Source organism: Streptococcus sp. SP8 (genome assembly GCF_030440045.1).
GTDB classification, from domain to species: domain Bacteria; phylum Bacillota; class Bacilli; order Lactobacillales; family Streptococcaceae; genus Streptococcus; species Streptococcus parasanguinis_I.
In genome coordinates this window covers 17,219-35,685 of record NZ_JAQFJL010000013.1, presented here as the reverse complement: position 1 = coordinate 35,685, position 18,467 = coordinate 17,219, and the positions used below count along the sequence as shown (strand labels likewise).

Genomic DNA, 18,467 nt, shown 5'->3' with positions numbered 1-18,467 from the left:
TCAGAAAGCTTTTTCTTATTTGTTCAAGATTGAAAGAGTTTCAAGGAGATTGTCCGCATGAACTTCAATGGTATCTCCTGTCGCTTTGATTTTCACTTCAACGATGCCTTCAGCTGCTTTCTTACCAACTGTTACGCGGATTGGAAGTCCAATCAAATCACTATCGCTGAATTTGACACCAGCGCGTTCATTTCGGTCATCCACCAAGACTTCGTAGCCTTTATTCACCAAAGCTTCTTCGATCCGATCGGTCAAAGCAAGGCTTGCTTCATCCTTGACATTGACTGGAATCAAATGCACATCAAATGGCGCCAATTCTTTAGGGAAGTTAATCCCCCAAGCGTAACGGTATTCCCCTTTTGGAGTCTTATTGACAAAGAGGCGTGCATGTTGCTCCATAACAGCTGAAAGAAGACGGCTGACACCGATTCCGTAGCAGCCCATGATGATCGGAACTGCACGACCGTTTTCGTCCAAGACATCTGCTCCCATGCTAGCGGAGTAGCGTGTACCGAGTTTGAAAATGTGACCGATTTCGATCCCACGTGCAAAGTTCAAGACCCCTTTCCCATCTGGTGAGATTTCGCCTTCACGAACTTCACGGATATCGACGTATTCTGCAGTAAAGTCACGTCCTGGGTTGACACCAGTCAAGTGGTAGCCTGTTTCATTGGCACCGACTACTGCATTACGGCTGTCTTGGACCTTGCGGTCTGCGATAATCTTAACATTTTCAGGAAGATCAACTGGACCGAGAGAGCCAAAATCAGCTCCTAATAATTGTTTCACTTCCACTTCGGTTGCAGGTTCAAAGAAGTCTGCGCCGAGGTGGTTTTTCAACTTCACTTCATTGAGCTGATCATTACCTACGAGAAGGGCAACAACAGGCTCACCATCTGCGATGTAAACCAAAGTCTTGATAGTAGCTTCTTCTGGAACATTCAAGAATGCAGCTACTTCATCAATCGATTTGACACCTGGTGTTTCCACGCGTTTCACTTCTTCTTCCGCTACAACACGGTTACTTGGCTTGTATTCGTTAGTAGCCATTTCCAAGTTGGCAGCATAGGTGGATTCACTTGAATAGGCAATGGTATCTTCACCAGAGACCATCCATTTGAGCAATTCTGCTTTGATTTCTTCTTGGACTTCTGCTGGGATCTCATCAAAGGAAGCCACTGATTTGTCTAAAACAACCCAACGATCCAAGTCTGTACGAGCAGGTGTAACAGCCATAAACTCTTGGCTATCTTTTCCGCCCATGGCACCACCATCACCGATGATGGCTTTGTAGTCGATGCCACTGCGTGTGAAGATCCGCTCATAAGCTGCCTTGTATTCATCATAAGTAACGTCCAAGCTATCGTAGTTAGCATGGAAGCTATAACCATCTTTCATGATGAACTCACGGGTCCGAAGAAGACCGTTCCGTGGGCGTTTTTCATCGCGGTATTTTGGTTGAATTTGGTAGAGATTCAACGGCAATTGTTTGTAAGATTTTACGGAGTCGCGCACAATAGCGGTAAAGGTTTCTTCGTGAGTTGGACCTAAGATAAAGTCAGAGCCTTCACGGTTTTTCAACTTATAGAGGTCTTCCCCGTAAGTTTCGTAACGACCAGATTCACGCCAGAGATCCGCACTCAAAAGGGCTGGAGCAAGCATTTCTACTGCTCCAATTTTTTCAAATTCTTGGCGCATGATGCCTTTTGCTTTTTCAATCACTCGATTAGCTAGTGGCAAATACGAATAGACACCAGCTGATACTTGGCGAACATAACCTGCACGCAACATCAAAGCATGGCTAATGACTTGAGCATCGCTTGGCATTTCGCGAAGCGTTGGAATCAACATTTTACTTTGTTTCATGGACAATATCCTTTTCTATTTCAAAAATAATTTCATAATATCATTCCAGGTGACAGCAATCATCAAAATAACCATTACAGCTACACCTGCAAGCGTCATATAGGTTTCTACTTCTTGTTTCAGTGGCTTTCTCCGGACGACCTCGATCAAATTGATCAAGATTTTTCCTCCATCCAAAGCTGGAATCGGGATTAGATTGAAGATCCCAATATTAATAGAGAGCATGGCCATAAGAGATAAGACTGCCGGAATCCCTAATTGAGCAGCTTGTGAGCTGGCATTGTAGATGGCAACCGGACCACCCAGTTTATTGAGACTAAAGTGGAAAATGATATCTTTCAAAGCTCCCAGAATCCGTGTCGCTGTATTCCAGGTATCTGTAAAACCAGACAAGAGTTTATCCACAAATCCTGTCTTGAGGCCATTTGTCACACCCAGATAGTAACGATTCCCTGACTTGGTTGGCTTCACTTTGACTTCTTTTTCTTGGCCGTCTGTTTTGACTTTCAGGGTCAATTCAGGAGCCGTCTTGCTGTCCTTAGTTGCTTTCTCAACAGCATCTGTCAGCTCATCCCAGTTGCTAACGGTATCGTTGTTGACTTGAAGGATCTGAACAGTACTTTTGACACCGACCTTAGCCAGCGCCCCATCGGGTGCCACCTGAACATTGTTGCTGTAGTAGTCAATCGCACCACCACGCATAAAAGCTAGAAGTGAGTAAACGACAATACTGAGGATAAAGTTGTTCATAGGACCCGCAAAGTTGGTGATCAACCGTCCCCAAATGCTGGCATTCTGATACTGAACATCTCTCGGCGCAATCCGCACTTCCGTCCCATCTTCCTCAACGATGGTCGCATCATGATCAACACTATAAGTCTTGGTCTCATCGAGAACCAAACCCGTAATTTCCAGTTTGTCTTCAAAGTCAAACTGGGTAACATTCATGGGAAGGGCTGTCTGATCCAGATTCTTTCCTGAAAGATTGATCCGGACGACCTTGCCAGCCTCATTTAGCGTCAAGCTAACAGGCGTTCCGGTTTTAATCTCAGTTGTATCCTCACCCCAGCCAGCCATACGAACATAGCCACCTAAAGGTAGAATGCGAATCGTATAGGCTGTTCCATCTTGACCAATATGGGCAAAGATCTTGGGACCCATCCCAATCGAGAATTCTCGCACCAGGATGCCCGATTTTTTTGCAAAATAGAAATGACCAAACTCGTGAACGAGAACGATCACTCCAAAAATAACAATAAAGGCAATAAACTGCATCGTTCTATACGTGGTTTCCTTTCTATCTCTTCTGTCTTAGAACAAGCCCAAGAAATGCATCAAGGGAAAGACAAAGATCAAACTATCAAAGCGGTCTAGAACACCACCATGTCCTGGAATAAATTTCCCAGAATCTTTCACACCGAAGTGGCGTTTAATCGCACTCTCTACCAGATCTCCAAACTGACCTGCGATACTAAAGAGGATGGTAAAGAAGATCATAGCAAGAAAACCATGTCCACCCGCCACAGAACGATCCACGATCATATAGATCACAGTTACCGCAACTGCAGACAAGATTCCCCCAAGACTGCCTTCAATCGTTTTATTAGGAGAAACCGCAGGCATGAGCTTGCGTTTCCCAAACCGACTTCCTACTAGATAAGCACCTGAATCTGTAGCCCAAACAATAAAGAGGGCCAATAAGACCTTGTCAATACCAGCAATTCGCGCATCTACTAAGGAATGGAAACCAAGTCCAACATAAAAGCTAGACGCAATGGGATAGACCACATCTTCATAATTGTAATTCTGAGCAAGAACAGTTGTTCCCATGAGAATCAAGACAACCAAACCATAAGCAATCATATTGCCATCTGCTGGAAGGTAAGGGAGGTAGTCCTCGATCGGCAAAGTCAGGACAAAGGCCGCTAACATGGCTAGCGCTCCTTCAAAGGTCGCTGTCTCAAGCCCCTTCATTTTGAGCAATTCATGAACCCCTAGCATGGCGATCAAGCCAATCACAATCTGAAAGAACACCCCTCCAACCATTACTGTTGGAATGAAAAAGAGCAGGGCAATTCCTCCAAAAATCACACGTTTTTGTAAATCTTTCGTCATCATCTTCTCCTAAACACCGCCAAATCTCCGGTGGCGATGGCTATATTCTACTACAGCACTTCGTAGTGCTTCCTCTCCAAAATCTGGCCACATCACATCTGTGAAATACAACTCACTATAAGCAGCCTGCCAAGGAAGGAAATTACTCAAACGGATCTCTCCGCTGGTACGAATAATCAAATCCGGGTCCCTTAGGACACGTGGCAAACTCTCGGTATAGAGAGAATCTGCGATCATCTCTTCTGTGATATCTTCTGGGCTGAACTTCGCATCCAAGACTTCTTGGGCGATCTGCTTCACAGCCTGAGTGATCTCAGCACGTCCACCATAATTGAGTGCGAAATTCAGGATCAAACCTGTATTGAGATGGGTCATCGCTTCTGCTCTTTCCAAAGCCTCCAGCGTTTCTTTTGGCAATTTCTTGATATCACCGATCATTTGAATCTTGACATTGTTGCGATGCAATTCGGGGACGAAACGATCATAAAACTCGACCGGCAAGTGCATGATGAACTTGACCTCATCTTCAGGGCGTGTCCAGTTTTCCGTAGAAAAGGCATAGACAGTCAAGACCTGAACCCCCATATTTTTTGCTGCAATCGTCACTTCTTGGAGAGCTTCCATCCCCGCCTTATGACCGAAGACGCGCGGTTGCATCCGCTTTTTCGCCCAGCGACCATTGCCATCCATAATGATCCCAATGTGTTTCGGGACTTCTAAAGGTATCTCGATTTTTTCTTTTTTCTTAAAACGAAACATGTTTTTCTACCTATTTCAATATTTATCGCTTCATTATACCATAAATCCCCATAAAATAGGGACTCTGGCCTCTTTTTTGAACCAGCAGGACTTTCCTTCATCACATCGTCCTATTTGCCCACCAAAAAAGAGGCCCTTGCCTCTTCTTTGATGATTATTCTTCGATGGCTGAATCAGCATCTGAGCTAGCACCTTCTGTCGCAGTAGCTGAGATTCCTTCTGATACAGGAAGAACTGTTTTGATCGCTCCCAATTCAAAGGTCAGGTAGACACCATCAACATCCAAGACAACGGTCTTGCGGTCTGTGTCGACTTCATCGATGGTTCCGTACAAGCCACCAATCGTGATGACTTCATTTCCTTTTTGAAGTTTATTCAAACTTTCCATCCGTTTTTGGTACTGTTTCTTTTGGCTACGGCTCATGAAGTACATCAAACCGACCATAAGAACGAGCATAATTAGCAAACTTCCGCCTTGCATATGTTTCTCCTTTAATTTTCATATATGCTATACTATATCAAATTTCGCCCGTCTTTTCAAGTTTTCCCATCCTCTTCAAGCAAAATCAGGCTCCAGTCTCAGAGAGGAGGCAAGTTTTGATGAAAAAGAAAAAAACCACGAAAAGTGGGCTACTGACTAGTCAATCGTAATGCCATACTTTTCATGATTCTCATCATACCAATCAATCAAGGCCAAAGCCGTTTGATAGGTAATATTTTTGATTTTACTCGTTCCCTTCGTCAAAGTCGCCAAGCTCATTTTGCTGATGTTTGTTTCAGTTGCGACACGATAGCTCGTCAAGCGACCGTCAACCATCAGTTGAACAACGGCTTCCACTTTTCTGTATTCGGGAGTTGAGTAGATATCAATTGTATTGCTCATCTTACTTCCATTCCTCAAATTTTATTCTTGTATAGATTATATACTTATTTTCTTTATTTATTAATAATTTTGCTCAAATTGGATTAATTTCACTAATTATTGATGTTTTTTTAGCCCAAATAGGGTATTTTTCGCCTCATACGGCGAATAATTTCCCCCAGGTGGGAAGAAAAAATAAAGACTGCTATATGATAGCAGTCTCTATTTTTCACAAACTAATTCGCCTTAATCTGCTTGTTTATCAGTGTTTTCTTCCTTCTTTGTGTCTTTTTCTCTAATCACAAGGACACCATCTTCCATGTCTGCTTCGAGATGTTTGGCATCCAAGTTATCCAAGTGGAAGTCTGTGACTTTGTCACGGATTTGTTGTTCAACTACCCGACGGAGTGGACGAACACCCATCACTTCATCATAACCTTCTTCAGTCATGTATTCTTTAGCTGCATCGCTCACTGCCAAGTCGATTTCTTTCTTAGAAAGGGTCTTATTGACATCTACCAACATCAAATCAACAATCTTAGAAAGGTCTTCCTTGCTCAAGTGTGAGAATTCAATGACAGCGTTGAAACGGTTCAAGAATTCTGGACGGAAGTAAGGTTTCAAACGATCCATGAGTTCTGGTTTATCCGCATCTTCTGTCAAGTTGGCTTCGTAACCAAAGCCAGCGTTTGAAGTGGCGATAATCACAGTGTTCTTGAAGTTGACCGTGTTCCCTTGACCATCTGTCAAACGACCATCATCCAAGACTTGAAGGAGAAGGGTGATCACTTGAGGATCTGCCTTTTCAATTTCGTCGAGAAGGACGATTGAGTAAGGGTTACGGCGAACACGTTCTGTCAAGGTATTGCTGTTATCATCGTAACCAACATAACCAGCTGTTGTACCAATCAATTTAGAAACGGCTGTGCGGTCGCTGTATTCTGACATATCCAAACGGATGATGGCATCTTTGGTACCGAACATATCAAGCGCCAATTGTTTAGCCAATTCAGTCTTACCGACACCAGTAGGACCTACAAAGAGGAAGCTACCGATTGGACGGTTCCCTTCGTCAAATCCTGCACGGTTCCGACGGATAGCACGTGCCACTGCTTCAACGGCTTTATCTTGACCGATAACCTTAGTTTGCAAGCGGTGACCCATATCTTTCAAACGTTCAATATCAGTTGCACCCATTTGAGACACTGGAATACCCGTCATCCGTTCTACTGATTCAGCCACATCGTTGATTGTTGCTGTTACTTTATGGTCTTCCGTATGGTTTTCAATTTTCTTTTCAAGTTCTTCGATACGAACTTTTGCATTAAGAGCTGCTTCGTAATCTTCTTTAGCAGCTGCAGCTTCTTGTTTAGCTTTTTCTTCTTCAATTTCATGTTCCACAGCATGGACATCTGTTACTGGATGTTGGGCTGCCAAGTGAGCAGCTGTCACATCGACCAAGTCAATGGCCTTATCAGGCAAGCTACGTTGTGGTATGTATTGGATCGAATAATCAACCGCTGCTTTCAAAACTTCATCTGGCAAGATGACATTGTGGTGTTTTTCATAAAGATCACGGATCCCTTGGAGAATCTTGAAAGTATCTTCAGCTGATGGAGCATTGACTTTCACTTCGTTGAAACGACGAGCAAGAGCCGCATTCTTCAAGATGGTGTTACGATATTCATCTTGAGTGGTTGCACCAATGACAGTCAATTCCCCACGTGAAAGAGCAGGTTTGATGATATCCGCAAGACCTTTAGATCCTTGACCATCACCTGTGCTGCCTGCACCAAGGATTTGATGGATTTCATCAAAGAAGAGAATGACATTTCCCATAGCCTTGACTTCTTGGATCAGATTTTGAATATTTTCTTCAAAGCTACCACGGTATTGCGTACCAGCTTCTAGACCAGAAATATCAATCGAGATGATTTCTTTGTTTTTGATAGCCGCTGGAACATCCCCGTTCACAATAGCTTGTGCCAAACCTTCTACAACTGCTGTTTTACCAACACCGGCATCCCCTACAAGGACAGGGTTGTTCTTGGTACGACGAGACAAGATTTCAGCAGTTTCTTGAATTTCTTTATTACGTCCGATGACCGGATCCAATTTTCCTTCACGAGCTTCTTCGGTCAAGTTACGACCAAGTTTTGCAAGGATCCCATCTTGTTTCATTCCTTTACCTTGATGGTGTTGCACTTGCTCACTTCCTTCATTTGGAAGTTGACCAGTTTGGCGGTAAATAGCGAATTCTTCTGGTGTCACTTCACGACCGTTGATCATGTAGCGACGGCTTTCAGAACGAAAACCACCCATGTTTCCCATTAGTTGATTGAAAAGATCATCCATATTGTTAAAGTTGTTATTCATATTGTATACCTCTAATTTACATAATTTTAATTCATTCTTGAAAATTAGCAGACCAATTGGCTGCTGCTTAATTGTTTACATAATTTTAATTCATTTATTTAATAATAGCCCTACAGGCTAACAGTTTCTATTTTCCCTTTTATCAATTAGTTGTCTTAATTTTGGAAATAGCATATCACCATCTCCTTTCCACTATTGATCTTGTAAACCAGTAGGTTTTTTCAACCTCTTTTTGTTTACATAAATTATTATAACGCAGACTGAATTATTTGTCAACACTTTTTTACATAATTTTTTAAATTTATTAAAAAAATCTGGAGTCACTCCAGATTCCATTTTAAATAGAAGTTCTTGGCTAGATAGATTTAAATTTCCCAGCTTTTTCTTGAATAACTGTCTGTACATTTTTAGCAAATTGCCCCACCATGGACTGATCCAGTTGCTTTCCAACGACCTGGACGTCTTCTTCGGCTACTGTTGTAATCGCAGTCAAGCCATCATTGTAACGCTTCTCAACTCCTGCCTTGCAGGTCAATAAAACAGGCGCATAGACAACACGGATTAAATCTTTTTCAAGTTTCTTTCGGCTTTCGATGATCCTCATCTTATCTTTCATATCTAAATCAAAGAAATCTTTGACTGGACTATCACCCATACTTCCTCCTCTTCTATACTATGAAACTTTATCTTGTGCAAACTCCTCTTCCAGTTGGCGTCTATCTTTCCGGTAGGATTGCCATAAATTCTCTTCCTCGATTTCGATCTGTTTTAAGGCTACTTGTGCAGCTTCTCTAGCTTCGAGATCATACTCTTCGATACAGCGATGGAGGGACTCCCATCCACAATTGACATCAACCTCCTGCTCTTGTAAGAAGGAAGCTGCCATCGCATACTCTTCTTCCAGCATCTGGGTGAAGAGCTGCTGTTTTCTTTCCACTAGGCAACGCTTTTCATCTAGCTCCAAACGCGCTTTTTGAAACTCTCTTTCCAAGTGATCTAGTTTCTTTTCCTTTTTCGAAAGAGTAGATGAAATTAATAAGCTAGTTGTTCCCACTGGTTCATTTCTCCTGCTATTTCTTGATCTTTTGTTTTTAAGAGCTCAATTCCTGCATTCACTTGCTTGTTTAAAGCATGGAATTCATTCGATAAGGACTGATATGCAGCCAAACGGTTGTCGAATCTTTCTCTTACTTGAGTGACAACTGTTTGCCTTGTTGCACCAGCCTGTGCATAGGCCTCTTCTACTTCGGCAAGATTGAGAATGAAGCCTTTCGGAACGGTCTGTAATACTTTCTCCAAAGCTTCTAAATCTGTATCCAGTCGTGCCTTAGATTTCTGAGCTTGCTCCAGCCCTTCATCCACTACTCGAATCAGCTCATCAGAAGCCAGGCGTGCCTGCAAGGCATCGAGATAGATTTGTTCACTTGAACTCAGTCCACCACCTGTTTTTTGTAATTTATCCTTTAGGCGATAGTAAACCTTCATCCGCTCTTCAATGATTTCCTTGCGAGTGATGGCTTCCGTTCCCTTTTCAAGAACCAAATTCCCATCCTTATCATAGATATAACCATGCATCATGTGCTGCAGGCCAGTATTTATCAAATTCTTAGTTTTGAGGTGCTTGACAATCCCACTGGATTCCTTGCTTCCAGAATCCTGATAGCCCAAGCTAACCAAATCTTTATGGTCAATGTGGTTGTAGATTTTGTACTTCAGCGAATCTATACGCGCTTTTTGCTTGGGTGTTAAGATGGGATAGGCATTGGGGCCATTGTATAGATGTACGGTCCCAATATGAGAAGCTTCCTCTTCCGTCAAACAGGCAAGCGCATACTGAATATTCATAGACCCCAGAGAGTGACCGTATAGATCGATCTTGGCATTGGGGTATTTTCGGATCACCTCTTTCAAATGAGTTGCAGCATCTTTAAACTGCGGAGGCGGGAAAGTCCCGTTTTCGTCATTGTATTTTTTTAAAAAAGCAGCTCCCACTAAAGCAGGAAATTTAACCTGTTCTTCGGCTGTTCTTTCTGCAAAAAAGCCGACCACATCTGATGCTTTTTCCTGTACGAAATTGCTGACAGGATTGTCCAGCGCTTTTTTCATAAACCTACCTAAGGGCGTGGCCTCCGGCGGAAGATTAACAGAAGTAGGAATAATCGCATCTTCAAAAGCTTCTACAAAATTATTAAAACTATCCTTAGCCTTATCTCGCGCATAATTCTTCGCATATTCTGTTGCATACTCGCTCGCACCACCAGGGTTCAAAATATTGGAAGCTGCTGGCAAATCTGTCTTTACCCAATCCGTATATGTATCATGGAGTAATTTTTGTGTACTTATTTCAGTTTCAGATCCCTTCATCAAGACAGTCACGTCATGGATTTGGGCACGTTCTTCATCTGAAGCAGTATAGGGGACTGGATCTTGTTCAACACCCTTGCCACTATCCGTTAGTACGAAGACTTGTTCTTCATTGCCATTTACACTATCATAGATGTGAGAAACATTGCCAACATATTCACTACCTTCTTTAATTTTTTGATTTTTTCCTAATTTTAATGATCTATATTCAATTAATGATGCTTCTACATGCTGTCTGTCTGAAAAATTTGTGTTATTTACCATATTCATCTCCCCTCAGTAAACGACTTAACTCTGCAGAAATACCATAACTTCCAGCCTCAAATTCTCCCGAATCTTCCATATGAACAGTAGTATCAATAGTTAGTTTTTCATCATTATTGACTTCCAAATATACATTCATCCCACCCATTGGATTGTATTCCAATTGATTTTCCAAGATTTTATACGAGTGTATTTTCCCCTGCGGAGTTAATGCTTCAGGATCAATATCCTTTAACATATTTTCAATCGCCACTTTCATCTTCTTACTCTCTGCAATTTGAATCATTTCTTGTTTCTTGGCAGATTGTCCATTAAAAAAGCTACATCCCCCTAAGCTCAGGCTAAATGCTACCATTATCAACACAATAAATTTACTTTTTTTCATCTTCTTCCCATTCTTTCTTCAGGTTTCTTAGAATTTATTATACAAAATTCCATCCATACCTGAAATGTTACTTTTGTTAAAAAACATTGCCAAAAGGTTACAAGCACTACGTATTGATGTAACATACTTGGCCCAATCAATAAATTCTATAAAATAAATGAGGTTGCTATTGCTAATCTCTTTCTATTAATTTCGTTAATTCTTTAGGCGTTCCTGATGTGGCAACAAGATATTCTCCTGAATCCTTTTCTATGACCGTCATATCAATCGTCAACCGATCATCCCTATTAATGACAATTTCGACAATAATTCCTTCCATTGGATTATATTTTAATTTATCTTTTAAAATTCTATAAGACTTTATTTTCCCATTTGGAGTTAATGCCTCTGGATCCAGATTTTTTAAATAGGTTTCAATTGCCACTTTCATCTTCTGACTCTCTGCAATCTGAATCATTTCCCTTCTCTCAGCAGCTTTATCCGTAAAAAGGCCGCAACCTCCTAGAAACAAAGTCAGTAAGAATAGTAGTACAAATCGTTGTTTTTTATCAGTCATATGTTCCCTCTCACTTATATTATTCGTAATGATTTCTAAAAAATGACCCAATTTTTAAAAATTTTTTCCAGATCCTAAAAAACACACCCTTACTGGGTGTGTCTCCTGTTAAATCATATATTCGACGCTATAAGTGGCATCGGATAAAATCCGTGAAAGGAATTGTTTGGTTCGTTCTTCTTTTGGACTGTTGAAGAATTCATGAGGTTCGTTTTCTTCGATGATGTGTCCGCCATCCATAAAGATAACGTGGTTAGCCACATCACGCGCGAAGCCCATCTCATGGGTTACGACAACCATGGTCACTCCTTCTTGGGCTAATTGCTTCATGACATCTAAGACATCCCCGACCAACTCTGGGTCTAGCGCTGAAGTCGGCTCGTCCAGCAAGATCACGTCTGGTTTCACTGCGATGGCACGCGCAATTCCGATCCGTTGCTGCTGGCCACCTGACAATTGAGAAGGATAGTAATCCTTATAAGCGAGGAGACCAACTTTTTCAAGGGCTGATTCTGCCCGTTGGATGGCCTCTTCTTTTGGAACCTTACGGGCTACAACCAGGCCTTCTAAGATATTTTCAAGCGCTGTTTTGTTAGCGAAGAGATTGTAATGCTGGAAGACAAAGGCTGTCTTTTGGCGGATTTCTAGAATCTCTTTTTTACTAAGTTTTGAGAGGTCATACTCTTTTCCACCTAGGGTGAGGTGCCCTGTATCTGCCTTTTCTAAGTGATTGAGGCAGCGAAGGAAGGTTGTTTTTCCTGATCCAGATGGACCCAAAATAACGACCACATCCCCTTGGTTGACCTTGAGATTAACATCTACCAGGACCTGGTGGTCCTTAAATTTTTTCGATACGTGTTCTACTTCTAACATCTTCTTATTTCTCCTTCTTCTATGCGAGTGTCAGGCGTTTTTCTAAGAGATTGAATCCCCACTGAATCACCCCACAAATGACAATATAAAGAATAAAAATCACTAGATAGGATTCAAAATATTGATAGCCATAAGAGGCTTCGACCTTGGCAATGGCGGTGATATCCTTGATCGTCATGACAAAGACAAGGGAAGTTCCTTTGACCAAGTTGATAACCAAGTTACACAAATTGGGAAGGGCTGAACGCAAGGCTTGTGGAAAAACAATGCGGATATAGGCTTGGCAATTAGTCAAACCAATGGCTTGCGCTGCTTCTAGCTGGCCCTTATCCACCGTTAGAATAGCTGACCGTAGAATTTCAGCAAGACTTCCTGTTGTCATCAAGCTAAAGATGATAAAGGCATAATAAATGGGATTGATCTCAAAGACATTAAAGTGACTACCAATACTCTTAAAAAAGCTATTTAAGAGGCTAGGAAAGAGACTATAAAAGAAGAGAATCAAGAGAATAGGAGGCGTCGCGCGGATAAAGGCTAAGTAAACCACTGAGAAACTGCGAACACCTTTGACCTTATAAATCTGACCGAGTGCCAAAAAGAGGGCTGGAAGAAAACTCAAGAGAATTGATACGACCATGATCAGAAGGGTCACTGGAACACCACCCAAGGTGGCTAGAAATGCTTTACTAATAAAATTGAAATCCATAAGCTACCTTTCTGTTACACTGAGTCGTTTCTCGAGGAGTTGAGCGGAGAAGGAAATCACAAGGGCAATTGCCCAGTAGATCACTGCGACGGCTGTATAGGTCTCGAGGGAATAATTCCCAAGATTGCGGCTGATCAAGTTGTTACCTGCTCCCATGATATCGATAAAGCCAATGGTATAAGCCAAAGCGGCATCGCGCATGAGGTTCAAGATGGCAGTCGTCATATTGGGAAGAGCCACGCGAAAGGCTTGGGGAAGGACAATCCGCCAAATGGTTTGAGCTGGCGTCAAGCCAATACTCAAGCCCGCTTCCATCTGACCTTTTGGAATGGCCAAATAGGCTGCCTTGAAGACCTCAGAGATCATAGCAGCAAAGAGAAGAAACATGGCAACAAGGACAAAGACAAACTTGGACCAGTGGTCAATGTCAATGCCCAACCACCAGTTCAAAAATTGGGGGAGCCCATAAAAGACCAAAAAGAGCAAGACAATCGGAGGGGTACAACGCAAAGTAAAGACATAGCCTTTTGCCAGACCTGCTCCTACCTTATCTTCTGATACTTGTGCCCAGGTCAAAACCAAGCCAAATGCAGAACCGAGAACCGTCGTTAAAAACATCAAAGCTAGGGTCGCTGGCAGAGCTTGGACCAAGGTTGGAAGAAATGACCAGACCTTGGAAATGTCGTATGAGACCATGTTTCTTTTCCTTTCTGTATCCGTATAGAAATAAGGAAGCTGGGGCTATGCGCACCCAGTTCCATCTTATTTCTCTTTATCTACATAACTGAAGACATCTTCACCGAAATATTTTTTCGACAATTTAGCAAGTGTGCCATCTTTTTCTAATTCTTTGATGGCCTTGCTGTATGCTTCCGCAAATTTTTCGTTTTTCTTATCCTTATGGATCAATGGGTAAGTTGGAATTCCTTTGTAGGCAAACCAGCTCAGTTTGTCCGCATATTGGTGGTAAGAACCATCTTTATCTGTGACAGCTTTTTCAAAGGAAAGTTTGATGTCAAAGAAGGCATCGTAACGTCCTTCAAGAACCCAAGCATAGGCATCTGCGACTTTGAAAGATTCGGCAGCTGTTAATTCGATTTGTTGGTCCTTATGCTTTTCATTGTATTCTTTAATAACATTCCACTGCGCATTTTGTGGTGAAATTGGAACCAATTTTCCTTTTTCTTTAGCGAAGTCATCGATATTCTTGTATTTATTCGCATCTTCTTTCCGAACGGTAAATCCGATGATACTTGCTCCGATTGGTTCTTTTGGAATGATAAATTTCTTGGCACGTTCTTCGGTATACCAAGCTCCTTTGGTTCCGATATCGTATTTACCAGATTCTAGACCGATCAAGAGATCGTCATCACTTGTTCCAGTGTACTCAAACTTGTAGTCTGGTAGTTTTTCGTCAATGGCTTTGAGCACGGCTACTTCATAACCATCTGATTCCCCTTTTTCATCGACGAAATCGTAAGGCACATAGTTTTGAGTGTGGGCTACTTTCAAGGTTGTTACTTTATTAGATCCTGTTGATCCTTTACTTTCGTTTGCGTGGTTCAAGCTTCGACCAAGAATGGTTGCACCTGCAAGGGCAAGAACGGCCACCCCACCGATAATCCATGTTTTTTTACTCATACTCTGTTCTCCCTCTTTCTATTTTCCTTATTCTGCTGCAGCTTCACGAACCCATTCGATTCGTTCTTCATCAATGTCACTTGGGATGGTACAATCGGCACCAATGACCAAGCCTGTGGTTCCAGTTTCTGCGATGATGCGTTTGGTTTCTGCTTGGATCGCAGCCTTATCTCCTGTGTAAAGAAGTCCATTTTTTCCATTTTCAAAGCCACCAAGAACCGTGCGTCCACCGAAGATTTCGCGTCCTTCTGCTAGGCTGATTCCTTCTGGCCCGACTGCCCAGTTAATGACTTGGGCTGGGTAGTCTGTGAAGAGATGGATATCATTGCGAGCTCCTTCGTAGCCACAGATATGAAGAATATTTACGCCACCAGCTTCATTGGCTGCCTCTAAGACATGGAGTTCACTCGGTGCAATAATGTTTTTATAAACTTCTTGTGTAACCCGCGCATCCTGGATACTTTGAACACTGAGGTAGATCCCGTCTGCCCCTGCTTCTTTGATGATTCGTTGGCTCAAACTTGCAATATCTTGGCCAATTGTATCCAATACTTTTTTAAGAGTTGCTGCATCTTGATCGATAAAGTTGGCGATCAAGTCATCTCCTCCTGAAACTTCTCCGACCAACCATTTGAAGTAGGTCACTGGAGCAAAGATATTGTAGATAGCCACAATGTCTTCTTCAAAACCGGCACGGATTTTTTTAACGAGCTCTACTTGCTCTGTGATCCATGGATGATTTGCTCCGAGTGGTTCAATCCCTGCTAAGTCAGAGATATTTTCAAGGCCTTTGTGAATGGCTGGATTTGGATAAGCAAAGTAACCATCACTCATGAGTTTGACAAAGTCTGGTTTGACCTTGTGAAGGAAGTTTTTATGGCCATTGAGGTTTTTTTCAATAATTTCCGGATTTGAAAATCCTTTCAACCATTCTTCTTCTGTTGTAAAATGATGCCAAAATCCAACTGGCACACGGTCGACTGCTTCTCCTTTGAAAGCTTTTAACACTAATTCTCTTTTTGATGACATGTTCTTACCTCGTTCTAATCTTTTCTTGTTTGTTATCTTATCACTTCGATAATTGTTTGACTAATATATATTTTTTATCAAGCTCTTCATCTTTTTTTATCACTGATCTTCGAGAAGTAGAATTCCTGCTAGGTCAGATGGGCGGATGAGGGAGAAACTATGAGCTGGAATTTTCTCCAGTCTTGCCATATCTGGATCTTTTTTTGCTTTTCCCTGACTACTTGCTAGAGTTGCTTTACTAAGCCCTAGAATCAAAAACAAAACGGTTACCACGATACACCATACATTGATCTTTTTCATCTCCCTCTCCTTTCTTCTTACAATACAGCTGCTTGACGTACCCAATCTAAGCGTTCCAATTGGAAATCATCTGGCACGGTACAGTCTGCTCCAAGAATCAAACCACGGCTTCCGGCTTCAGCCACCAAGCGACGCGTTTCTTGCTCAATAGCTTCTCGTTCCCCTTGGTAGAGTAAACCTTTCTTGCCGTTGACAAAGCCACCCAAAACGGCACGATCGCCGAAAAGTTTACGACCTGCGGCTAGGCTAAGGCCTTCATGATGGGTCGCCCAGTTAATGACTTGAGCTGGATAATCCTTGAAGAGCTCCACTTCATTGCTAGCCCCTTCAAAACCACAGATATGAAGGATATTGATACCTCCAGCTTCATTGGCTGCTTCTAGGACAGCGATGCTGCTAGGCTCAATGAACTTGCGGTATTCTTCATCTGTCACACGCTCATCTTGGATCTGCTGGGTTGAAAAGTAAATACCTTCAATACCTGCTTCTTGGATCAAGCGACGACTTAAAGTAGCGATGTCTCCTGCAATCACGTCAAGGACATGAGCTAAAGTTTCTGGATCTTCCTTGATAAAGTCTGCAATCACTTGATCTCCACGGGATTGATCCGTACGGAACCAGCGTTTCAAATAAGAAATAGGCGAGAAAATATTGTAGAAAGAAGCAATCTCTTCATGGAAATGAGAACGAATTTCCTTGACCACTTCAATTTGTTTTTCAATCCATGGATGATGCTCTCCAATCGGTTGGATATCCTTTAATTCTTGGATTGATTGGATCTCTTTCGAATAAAGAGCACTCGGATAGCGGAAGAAGCCATCGCTCATGATCTTGACAAAATCAGGTGAAATTTCTTCTACATAGTGTTGGTGGCCCTTAATACTTTTTGCTACTACAGCCGGATTGTCTAGACCCAATTCTTTTTCTTCTTGGGTCACATAATGGAGCCAAAATCCTACAGGGATTCGCTCTACTGTTTCGCCTCGAATGGCACGAAGAACCAATTCTTTTTTACTCATACTGTGAATCCTCCTCAATATTTCTCCAATAGAAAGGCTAACTGCTTTCCTTCTGGAATTTGTAACCATGATATCACCTCGAAAAGTAGCTGACTAATATATTTTCCTTATCAAGGCCTTAAAATTTCTTTATTAAGGAAGGCATCAAAAAAACGCAAGCCCTTGAAAATAGGGACCTGCGAGTATCTTTCTTTATTGCTTCATTTTAGAAGAAAAGGACCGCTTTGATCATTTCTTGATCCGGTTATAGCAGAAAACTATACCCCTTCTTTTAAAGGAAAAAATGGCACATGTTGATGTGAAAAAGCCCTTCATATCAGCATTTCTTTCTTCCTATTCATTTTACCATTCCCTGGTTCGCCTTCTCCTCTTTCTTGTCAGGCAAGATTGAAAGGAGTATAATTTTTATAGAATAATTTTAAGGAGTGTACGGTTTATGAAAACAACAAAAACCACCTTTACCATCGTTTCTGCTCTTGCTTCTGTCATTTTACTGACGAGTTGTGGAAGCAACACTACTAAAACGCAAGAGACAAAAGCAAGCAGCACTAAAAATCAGGTGACGATGACCTATGATCAGCAGCGTTCACAAGAAAATACCATGTCTGTTCTCTGGTACCAAAAGGCAGCAGAAACCAAGGCTTTGTATTTACAAGGCTACAATGTCGCTACTGACCGTTTGAAAGAGATCCTCCAAACGCCTTCTGATAAGCCTTATTCCATCGTCTTGGATTTGGACGAAACTGTTTTAGACAACAGCCCTTACCAAGTTCAAAACGTCAAAGATGGTACGGCCTTCAATCCTAAAGATTGGGATGTTTGGGTGAAAAAAGCAGCCGCAAAAGCGGTGCCAGGTGCCAAAGATTTCCTTCAATACGCGGATCAAAACGGGGTTCAAATCTACTACATTTCTGACCGTACAACCTCTCAAATAGATGATACCATCAAGAATCTTGAAAAAGAAGGCATTCCTGTTCAAGGACGTGACCACCTCATGTTCTTAGAAGATGGCGTCAAATCAAAAGAAGGCCGTCGCCAAGCTGTGCAAGAAAAGACCAATCTTGTCTTGCTTTTTGGGGACAACCTGGTTGACTTTGCAGACTTCTCTAAGACATCTGAAGCTGATCGCGACAAGAAATTGGACGAATTGCAAAAAGAATTCGGTGAAAAATTCATCATCTTCCCAAATCCAATGTATGGATCATGGGAATCTGCTGTTTACCAAGGTAAAAAACTAGATGCCAAGGGACAAACAGAAGAACGCCTCAAAGCCTTGCAAGGTTTTGATAAATAAAGCAAACATCCTCGCTAGGAAAAACCTAACGAGGATGTTTTTTTCTATATAGATAATT

The 18,467-nt window shown here is 42.0% G+C and carries 20 protein-coding genes; 1 reads left to right on the top strand and 19 read right to left on the bottom strand.

Annotated features, from left to right (window positions below; all coding sequences use genetic code 11):
• Positions 1–15: 15 nt before the first annotated feature.
• The 19 genes from PCY11_RS08470 to PCY11_RS08380 form a co-directional block, all read right to left on the bottom strand.
• Positions 16–1,866, bottom strand: a complete 1,851-nt coding sequence (locus tag PCY11_RS08470) for a proline--tRNA ligase (protein WP_070845807.1) — start codon at positions 1,864–1,866, stop codon at positions 16–18.
• A 15-nt stretch (positions 1,867–1,881) separates the two neighbouring features.
• Complete coding sequence (gene rseP / locus PCY11_RS08465; protein WP_049523159.1) at positions 1,882–3,141, bottom strand: RIP metalloprotease RseP; 1,260 nt, start codon at positions 3,139–3,141, stop codon at positions 1,882–1,884.
• Positions 3,142–3,177: 36 nt separating this feature from the next.
• Entirely contained in the window at positions 3,178–3,981 is an 804-nt protein-coding gene (locus PCY11_RS08460) for a phosphatidate cytidylyltransferase (RefSeq protein WP_023919527.1), read from the bottom strand.
• A gap of 9 nt (positions 3,982–3,990) precedes the next feature.
• Positions 3,991–4,740 carry an isoprenyl transferase gene (locus PCY11_RS08455; protein WP_070845808.1) on the bottom strand — a complete coding sequence of 250 codons (750 nt, stop codon included), beginning with the start codon at positions 4,738–4,740 and terminating at the stop codon, positions 3,991–3,993.
• Positions 4,741–4,894: 154 nt separating this feature from the next.
• Positions 4,895–5,221 (bottom strand): preprotein translocase subunit YajC, encoded by a 327-nt coding sequence (yajC, locus tag PCY11_RS08450; protein WP_003004444.1) that lies wholly within the window; start codon positions 5,219–5,221, stop codon positions 4,895–4,897.
• Positions 5,222–5,377: 156 nt separating this feature from the next.
• The gene (locus tag PCY11_RS08445; RefSeq protein WP_003009969.1) at positions 5,378–5,623 is read right to left on the bottom strand and encodes a hypothetical protein; all 246 of its coding nucleotides are present in this window, start codon (positions 5,621–5,623) and stop codon (positions 5,378–5,380) included.
• Positions 5,624–5,848: 225 nt separating this feature from the next.
• The gene (locus tag PCY11_RS08440) at positions 5,849–7,978 is read right to left on the bottom strand and encodes an AAA family ATPase (protein ID WP_070845809.1); all 2,130 of its coding nucleotides are present in this window, start codon (positions 7,976–7,978) and stop codon (positions 5,849–5,851) included.
• Positions 7,979–8,333: 355 nt separating this feature from the next.
• Complete coding sequence (locus PCY11_RS08435) at positions 8,334–8,633, bottom strand: hypothetical protein (protein WP_049523162.1); 300 nt, start codon at positions 8,631–8,633, stop codon at positions 8,334–8,336.
• 18 nt (positions 8,634–8,651) lie between these two features.
• On the bottom strand, positions 8,652–9,032 hold the full coding sequence (locus PCY11_RS08430) for a hypothetical protein (RefSeq protein ID WP_049491017.1): 381 nt from the start codon (positions 9,030–9,032) through the stop codon (positions 8,652–8,654).
• The gene (locus PCY11_RS08425; protein ID WP_070845810.1) at positions 9,011–10,606 is read right to left on the bottom strand and encodes a hypothetical protein; all 1,596 of its coding nucleotides are present in this window, start codon (positions 10,604–10,606) and stop codon (positions 9,011–9,013) included. Before PCY11_RS08425 ends, PCY11_RS08430 begins: the two co-directional genes overlap by 22 nt.
• Positions 10,596–10,991: a DUF1310 family protein gene (locus PCY11_RS08420; protein WP_070845812.1), complete on the bottom strand. Its 396-nt coding sequence runs from the start codon at positions 10,989–10,991 to the stop codon at positions 10,596–10,598. The genes PCY11_RS08425 and PCY11_RS08420 overlap by 11 nt, the downstream gene beginning before the upstream one ends.
• A 172-nt stretch (positions 10,992–11,163) precedes the next feature.
• Positions 11,164–11,547: a DUF1310 family protein gene (locus PCY11_RS08415; protein ID WP_070845814.1), complete on the bottom strand. Its 384-nt coding sequence runs from the start codon at positions 11,545–11,547 to the stop codon at positions 11,164–11,166.
• A gap of 108 nt (positions 11,548–11,655) precedes the next feature.
• Positions 11,656–12,420 carry an amino acid ABC transporter ATP-binding protein gene (locus PCY11_RS08410; RefSeq protein WP_070845816.1) on the bottom strand — a complete coding sequence of 255 codons (765 nt, stop codon included), beginning with the start codon at positions 12,418–12,420 and terminating at the stop codon, positions 11,656–11,658.
• 19 nt (positions 12,421–12,439) lie between these two features.
• The gene (locus tag PCY11_RS08405; RefSeq protein ID WP_070845818.1) at positions 12,440–13,126 is read right to left on the bottom strand and encodes an amino acid ABC transporter permease; all 687 of its coding nucleotides are present in this window, start codon (positions 13,124–13,126) and stop codon (positions 12,440–12,442) included.
• 3 nt (positions 13,127–13,129) lie between these two features.
• Positions 13,130–13,822 (bottom strand): amino acid ABC transporter permease, encoded by a 693-nt coding sequence (locus tag PCY11_RS08400; protein ID WP_049482370.1) that lies wholly within the window; start codon positions 13,820–13,822, stop codon positions 13,130–13,132.
• A 66-nt stretch (positions 13,823–13,888) separates the two neighbouring features.
• Positions 13,889–14,767, bottom strand: a complete 879-nt coding sequence (locus PCY11_RS08395; RefSeq protein ID WP_045759046.1) for a transporter substrate-binding domain-containing protein — start codon at positions 14,765–14,767, stop codon at positions 13,889–13,891.
• 27 nt (positions 14,768–14,794) lie between these two features.
• Positions 14,795–15,796, bottom strand: a complete 1,002-nt coding sequence (locus PCY11_RS08390; protein ID WP_301362682.1) for a uroporphyrinogen decarboxylase family protein — start codon at positions 15,794–15,796, stop codon at positions 14,795–14,797.
• A gap of 99 nt (positions 15,797–15,895) precedes the next feature.
• Entirely contained in the window at positions 15,896–16,096 is a 201-nt protein-coding gene (locus PCY11_RS08385) for a hypothetical protein (RefSeq protein ID WP_301362681.1), read from the bottom strand.
• A 17-nt stretch (positions 16,097–16,113) separates the two neighbouring features.
• The gene (locus PCY11_RS08380) at positions 16,114–17,184 is read right to left on the bottom strand and encodes a uroporphyrinogen decarboxylase family protein (protein WP_301362680.1); all 1,071 of its coding nucleotides are present in this window, start codon (positions 17,182–17,184) and stop codon (positions 16,114–16,116) included.
• Positions 17,185–17,551: 367 nt separating this feature from the next.
• Here PCY11_RS08380 and PCY11_RS08375 point away from each other — a divergent pair, with 367 nt between their 5' ends.
• The gene (locus tag PCY11_RS08375) at positions 17,552–18,409 is read left to right on the top strand and encodes a 5'-nucleotidase, lipoprotein e(P4) family (RefSeq protein ID WP_301362679.1); all 858 of its coding nucleotides are present in this window, start codon (positions 17,552–17,554) and stop codon (positions 18,407–18,409) included.
• Positions 18,410–18,467 lie beyond the last annotated feature (58 nt).

Coding starts and splice junctions, on each gene's coding strand:
- PCY11_RS08470 (WP_070845807.1), bottom strand. CDS start 1,866: ATGAAACAAAGTAAAATGTTGATTCCAACGCTTCGCGAAATGCCAAGC.
- rseP (WP_049523159.1), bottom strand. CDS start 3,141: ATGCAGTTTATTGCCTTTATTGTTATTTTTGGAGTGATCGTTCTCGTT.
- PCY11_RS08460 (WP_023919527.1), bottom strand. CDS start 3,981: ATGACGAAAGATTTACAAAAACGTGTGATTTTTGGAGGAATTGCCCTG.
- PCY11_RS08455 (WP_070845808.1), bottom strand. CDS start 4,740: ATGTTTCGTTTTAAGAAAAAAGAAAAAATCGAGATACCTTTAGAAGTC.
- yajC (WP_003004444.1), bottom strand. CDS start 5,221: ATGCAAGGCGGAAGTTTGCTAATTATGCTCGTTCTTATGGTCGGTTTG.
- PCY11_RS08445 (WP_003009969.1), bottom strand. CDS start 5,623: ATGAGCAATACAATTGATATCTACTCAACTCCCGAATACAGAAAAGTG.
- PCY11_RS08440 (WP_070845809.1), bottom strand. CDS start 7,978: ATGAATAACAACTTTAACAATATGGATGATCTTTTCAATCAACTAATG.
- PCY11_RS08435 (WP_049523162.1), bottom strand. CDS start 8,633: ATGGGTGATAGTCCAGTCAAAGATTTCTTTGATTTAGATATGAAAGAT.
- PCY11_RS08425 (WP_070845810.1), bottom strand. CDS start 10,606: ATGGTAAATAACACAAATTTTTCAGACAGACAGCATGTAGAAGCATCA.
- PCY11_RS08420 (WP_070845812.1), bottom strand. CDS start 10,991: ATGAAAAAAAGTAAATTTATTGTGTTGATAATGGTAGCATTTAGCCTG.
- PCY11_RS08415 (WP_070845814.1), bottom strand. CDS start 11,547: ATGACTGATAAAAAACAACGATTTGTACTACTATTCTTACTGACTTTG.
- PCY11_RS08410 (WP_070845816.1), bottom strand. CDS start 12,420: ATGTTAGAAGTAGAACACGTATCGAAAAAATTTAAGGACCACCAGGTC.
- PCY11_RS08405 (WP_070845818.1), bottom strand. CDS start 13,126: ATGGATTTCAATTTTATTAGTAAAGCATTTCTAGCCACCTTGGGTGGT.
- PCY11_RS08400 (WP_049482370.1), bottom strand. CDS start 13,822: ATGGTCTCATACGACATTTCCAAGGTCTGGTCATTTCTTCCAACCTTG.
- PCY11_RS08395 (WP_045759046.1), bottom strand. CDS start 14,767: ATGAGTAAAAAAACATGGATTATCGGTGGGGTGGCCGTTCTTGCCCTT.
- PCY11_RS08390 (WP_301362682.1), bottom strand. CDS start 15,796: ATGTCATCAAAAAGAGAATTAGTGTTAAAAGCTTTCAAAGGAGAAGCA.
- PCY11_RS08385 (WP_301362681.1), bottom strand. CDS start 16,096: ATGAAAAAGATCAATGTATGGTGTATCGTGGTAACCGTTTTGTTTTTG.
- PCY11_RS08380 (WP_301362680.1), bottom strand. CDS start 17,184: ATGGTTACAAATTCCAGAAGGAAAGCAGTTAGCCTTTCTATTGGAGAA.
- PCY11_RS08375 (WP_301362679.1), top strand. CDS start 17,552: ATGAAAACAACAAAAACCACCTTTACCATCGTTTCTGCTCTTGCTTCT.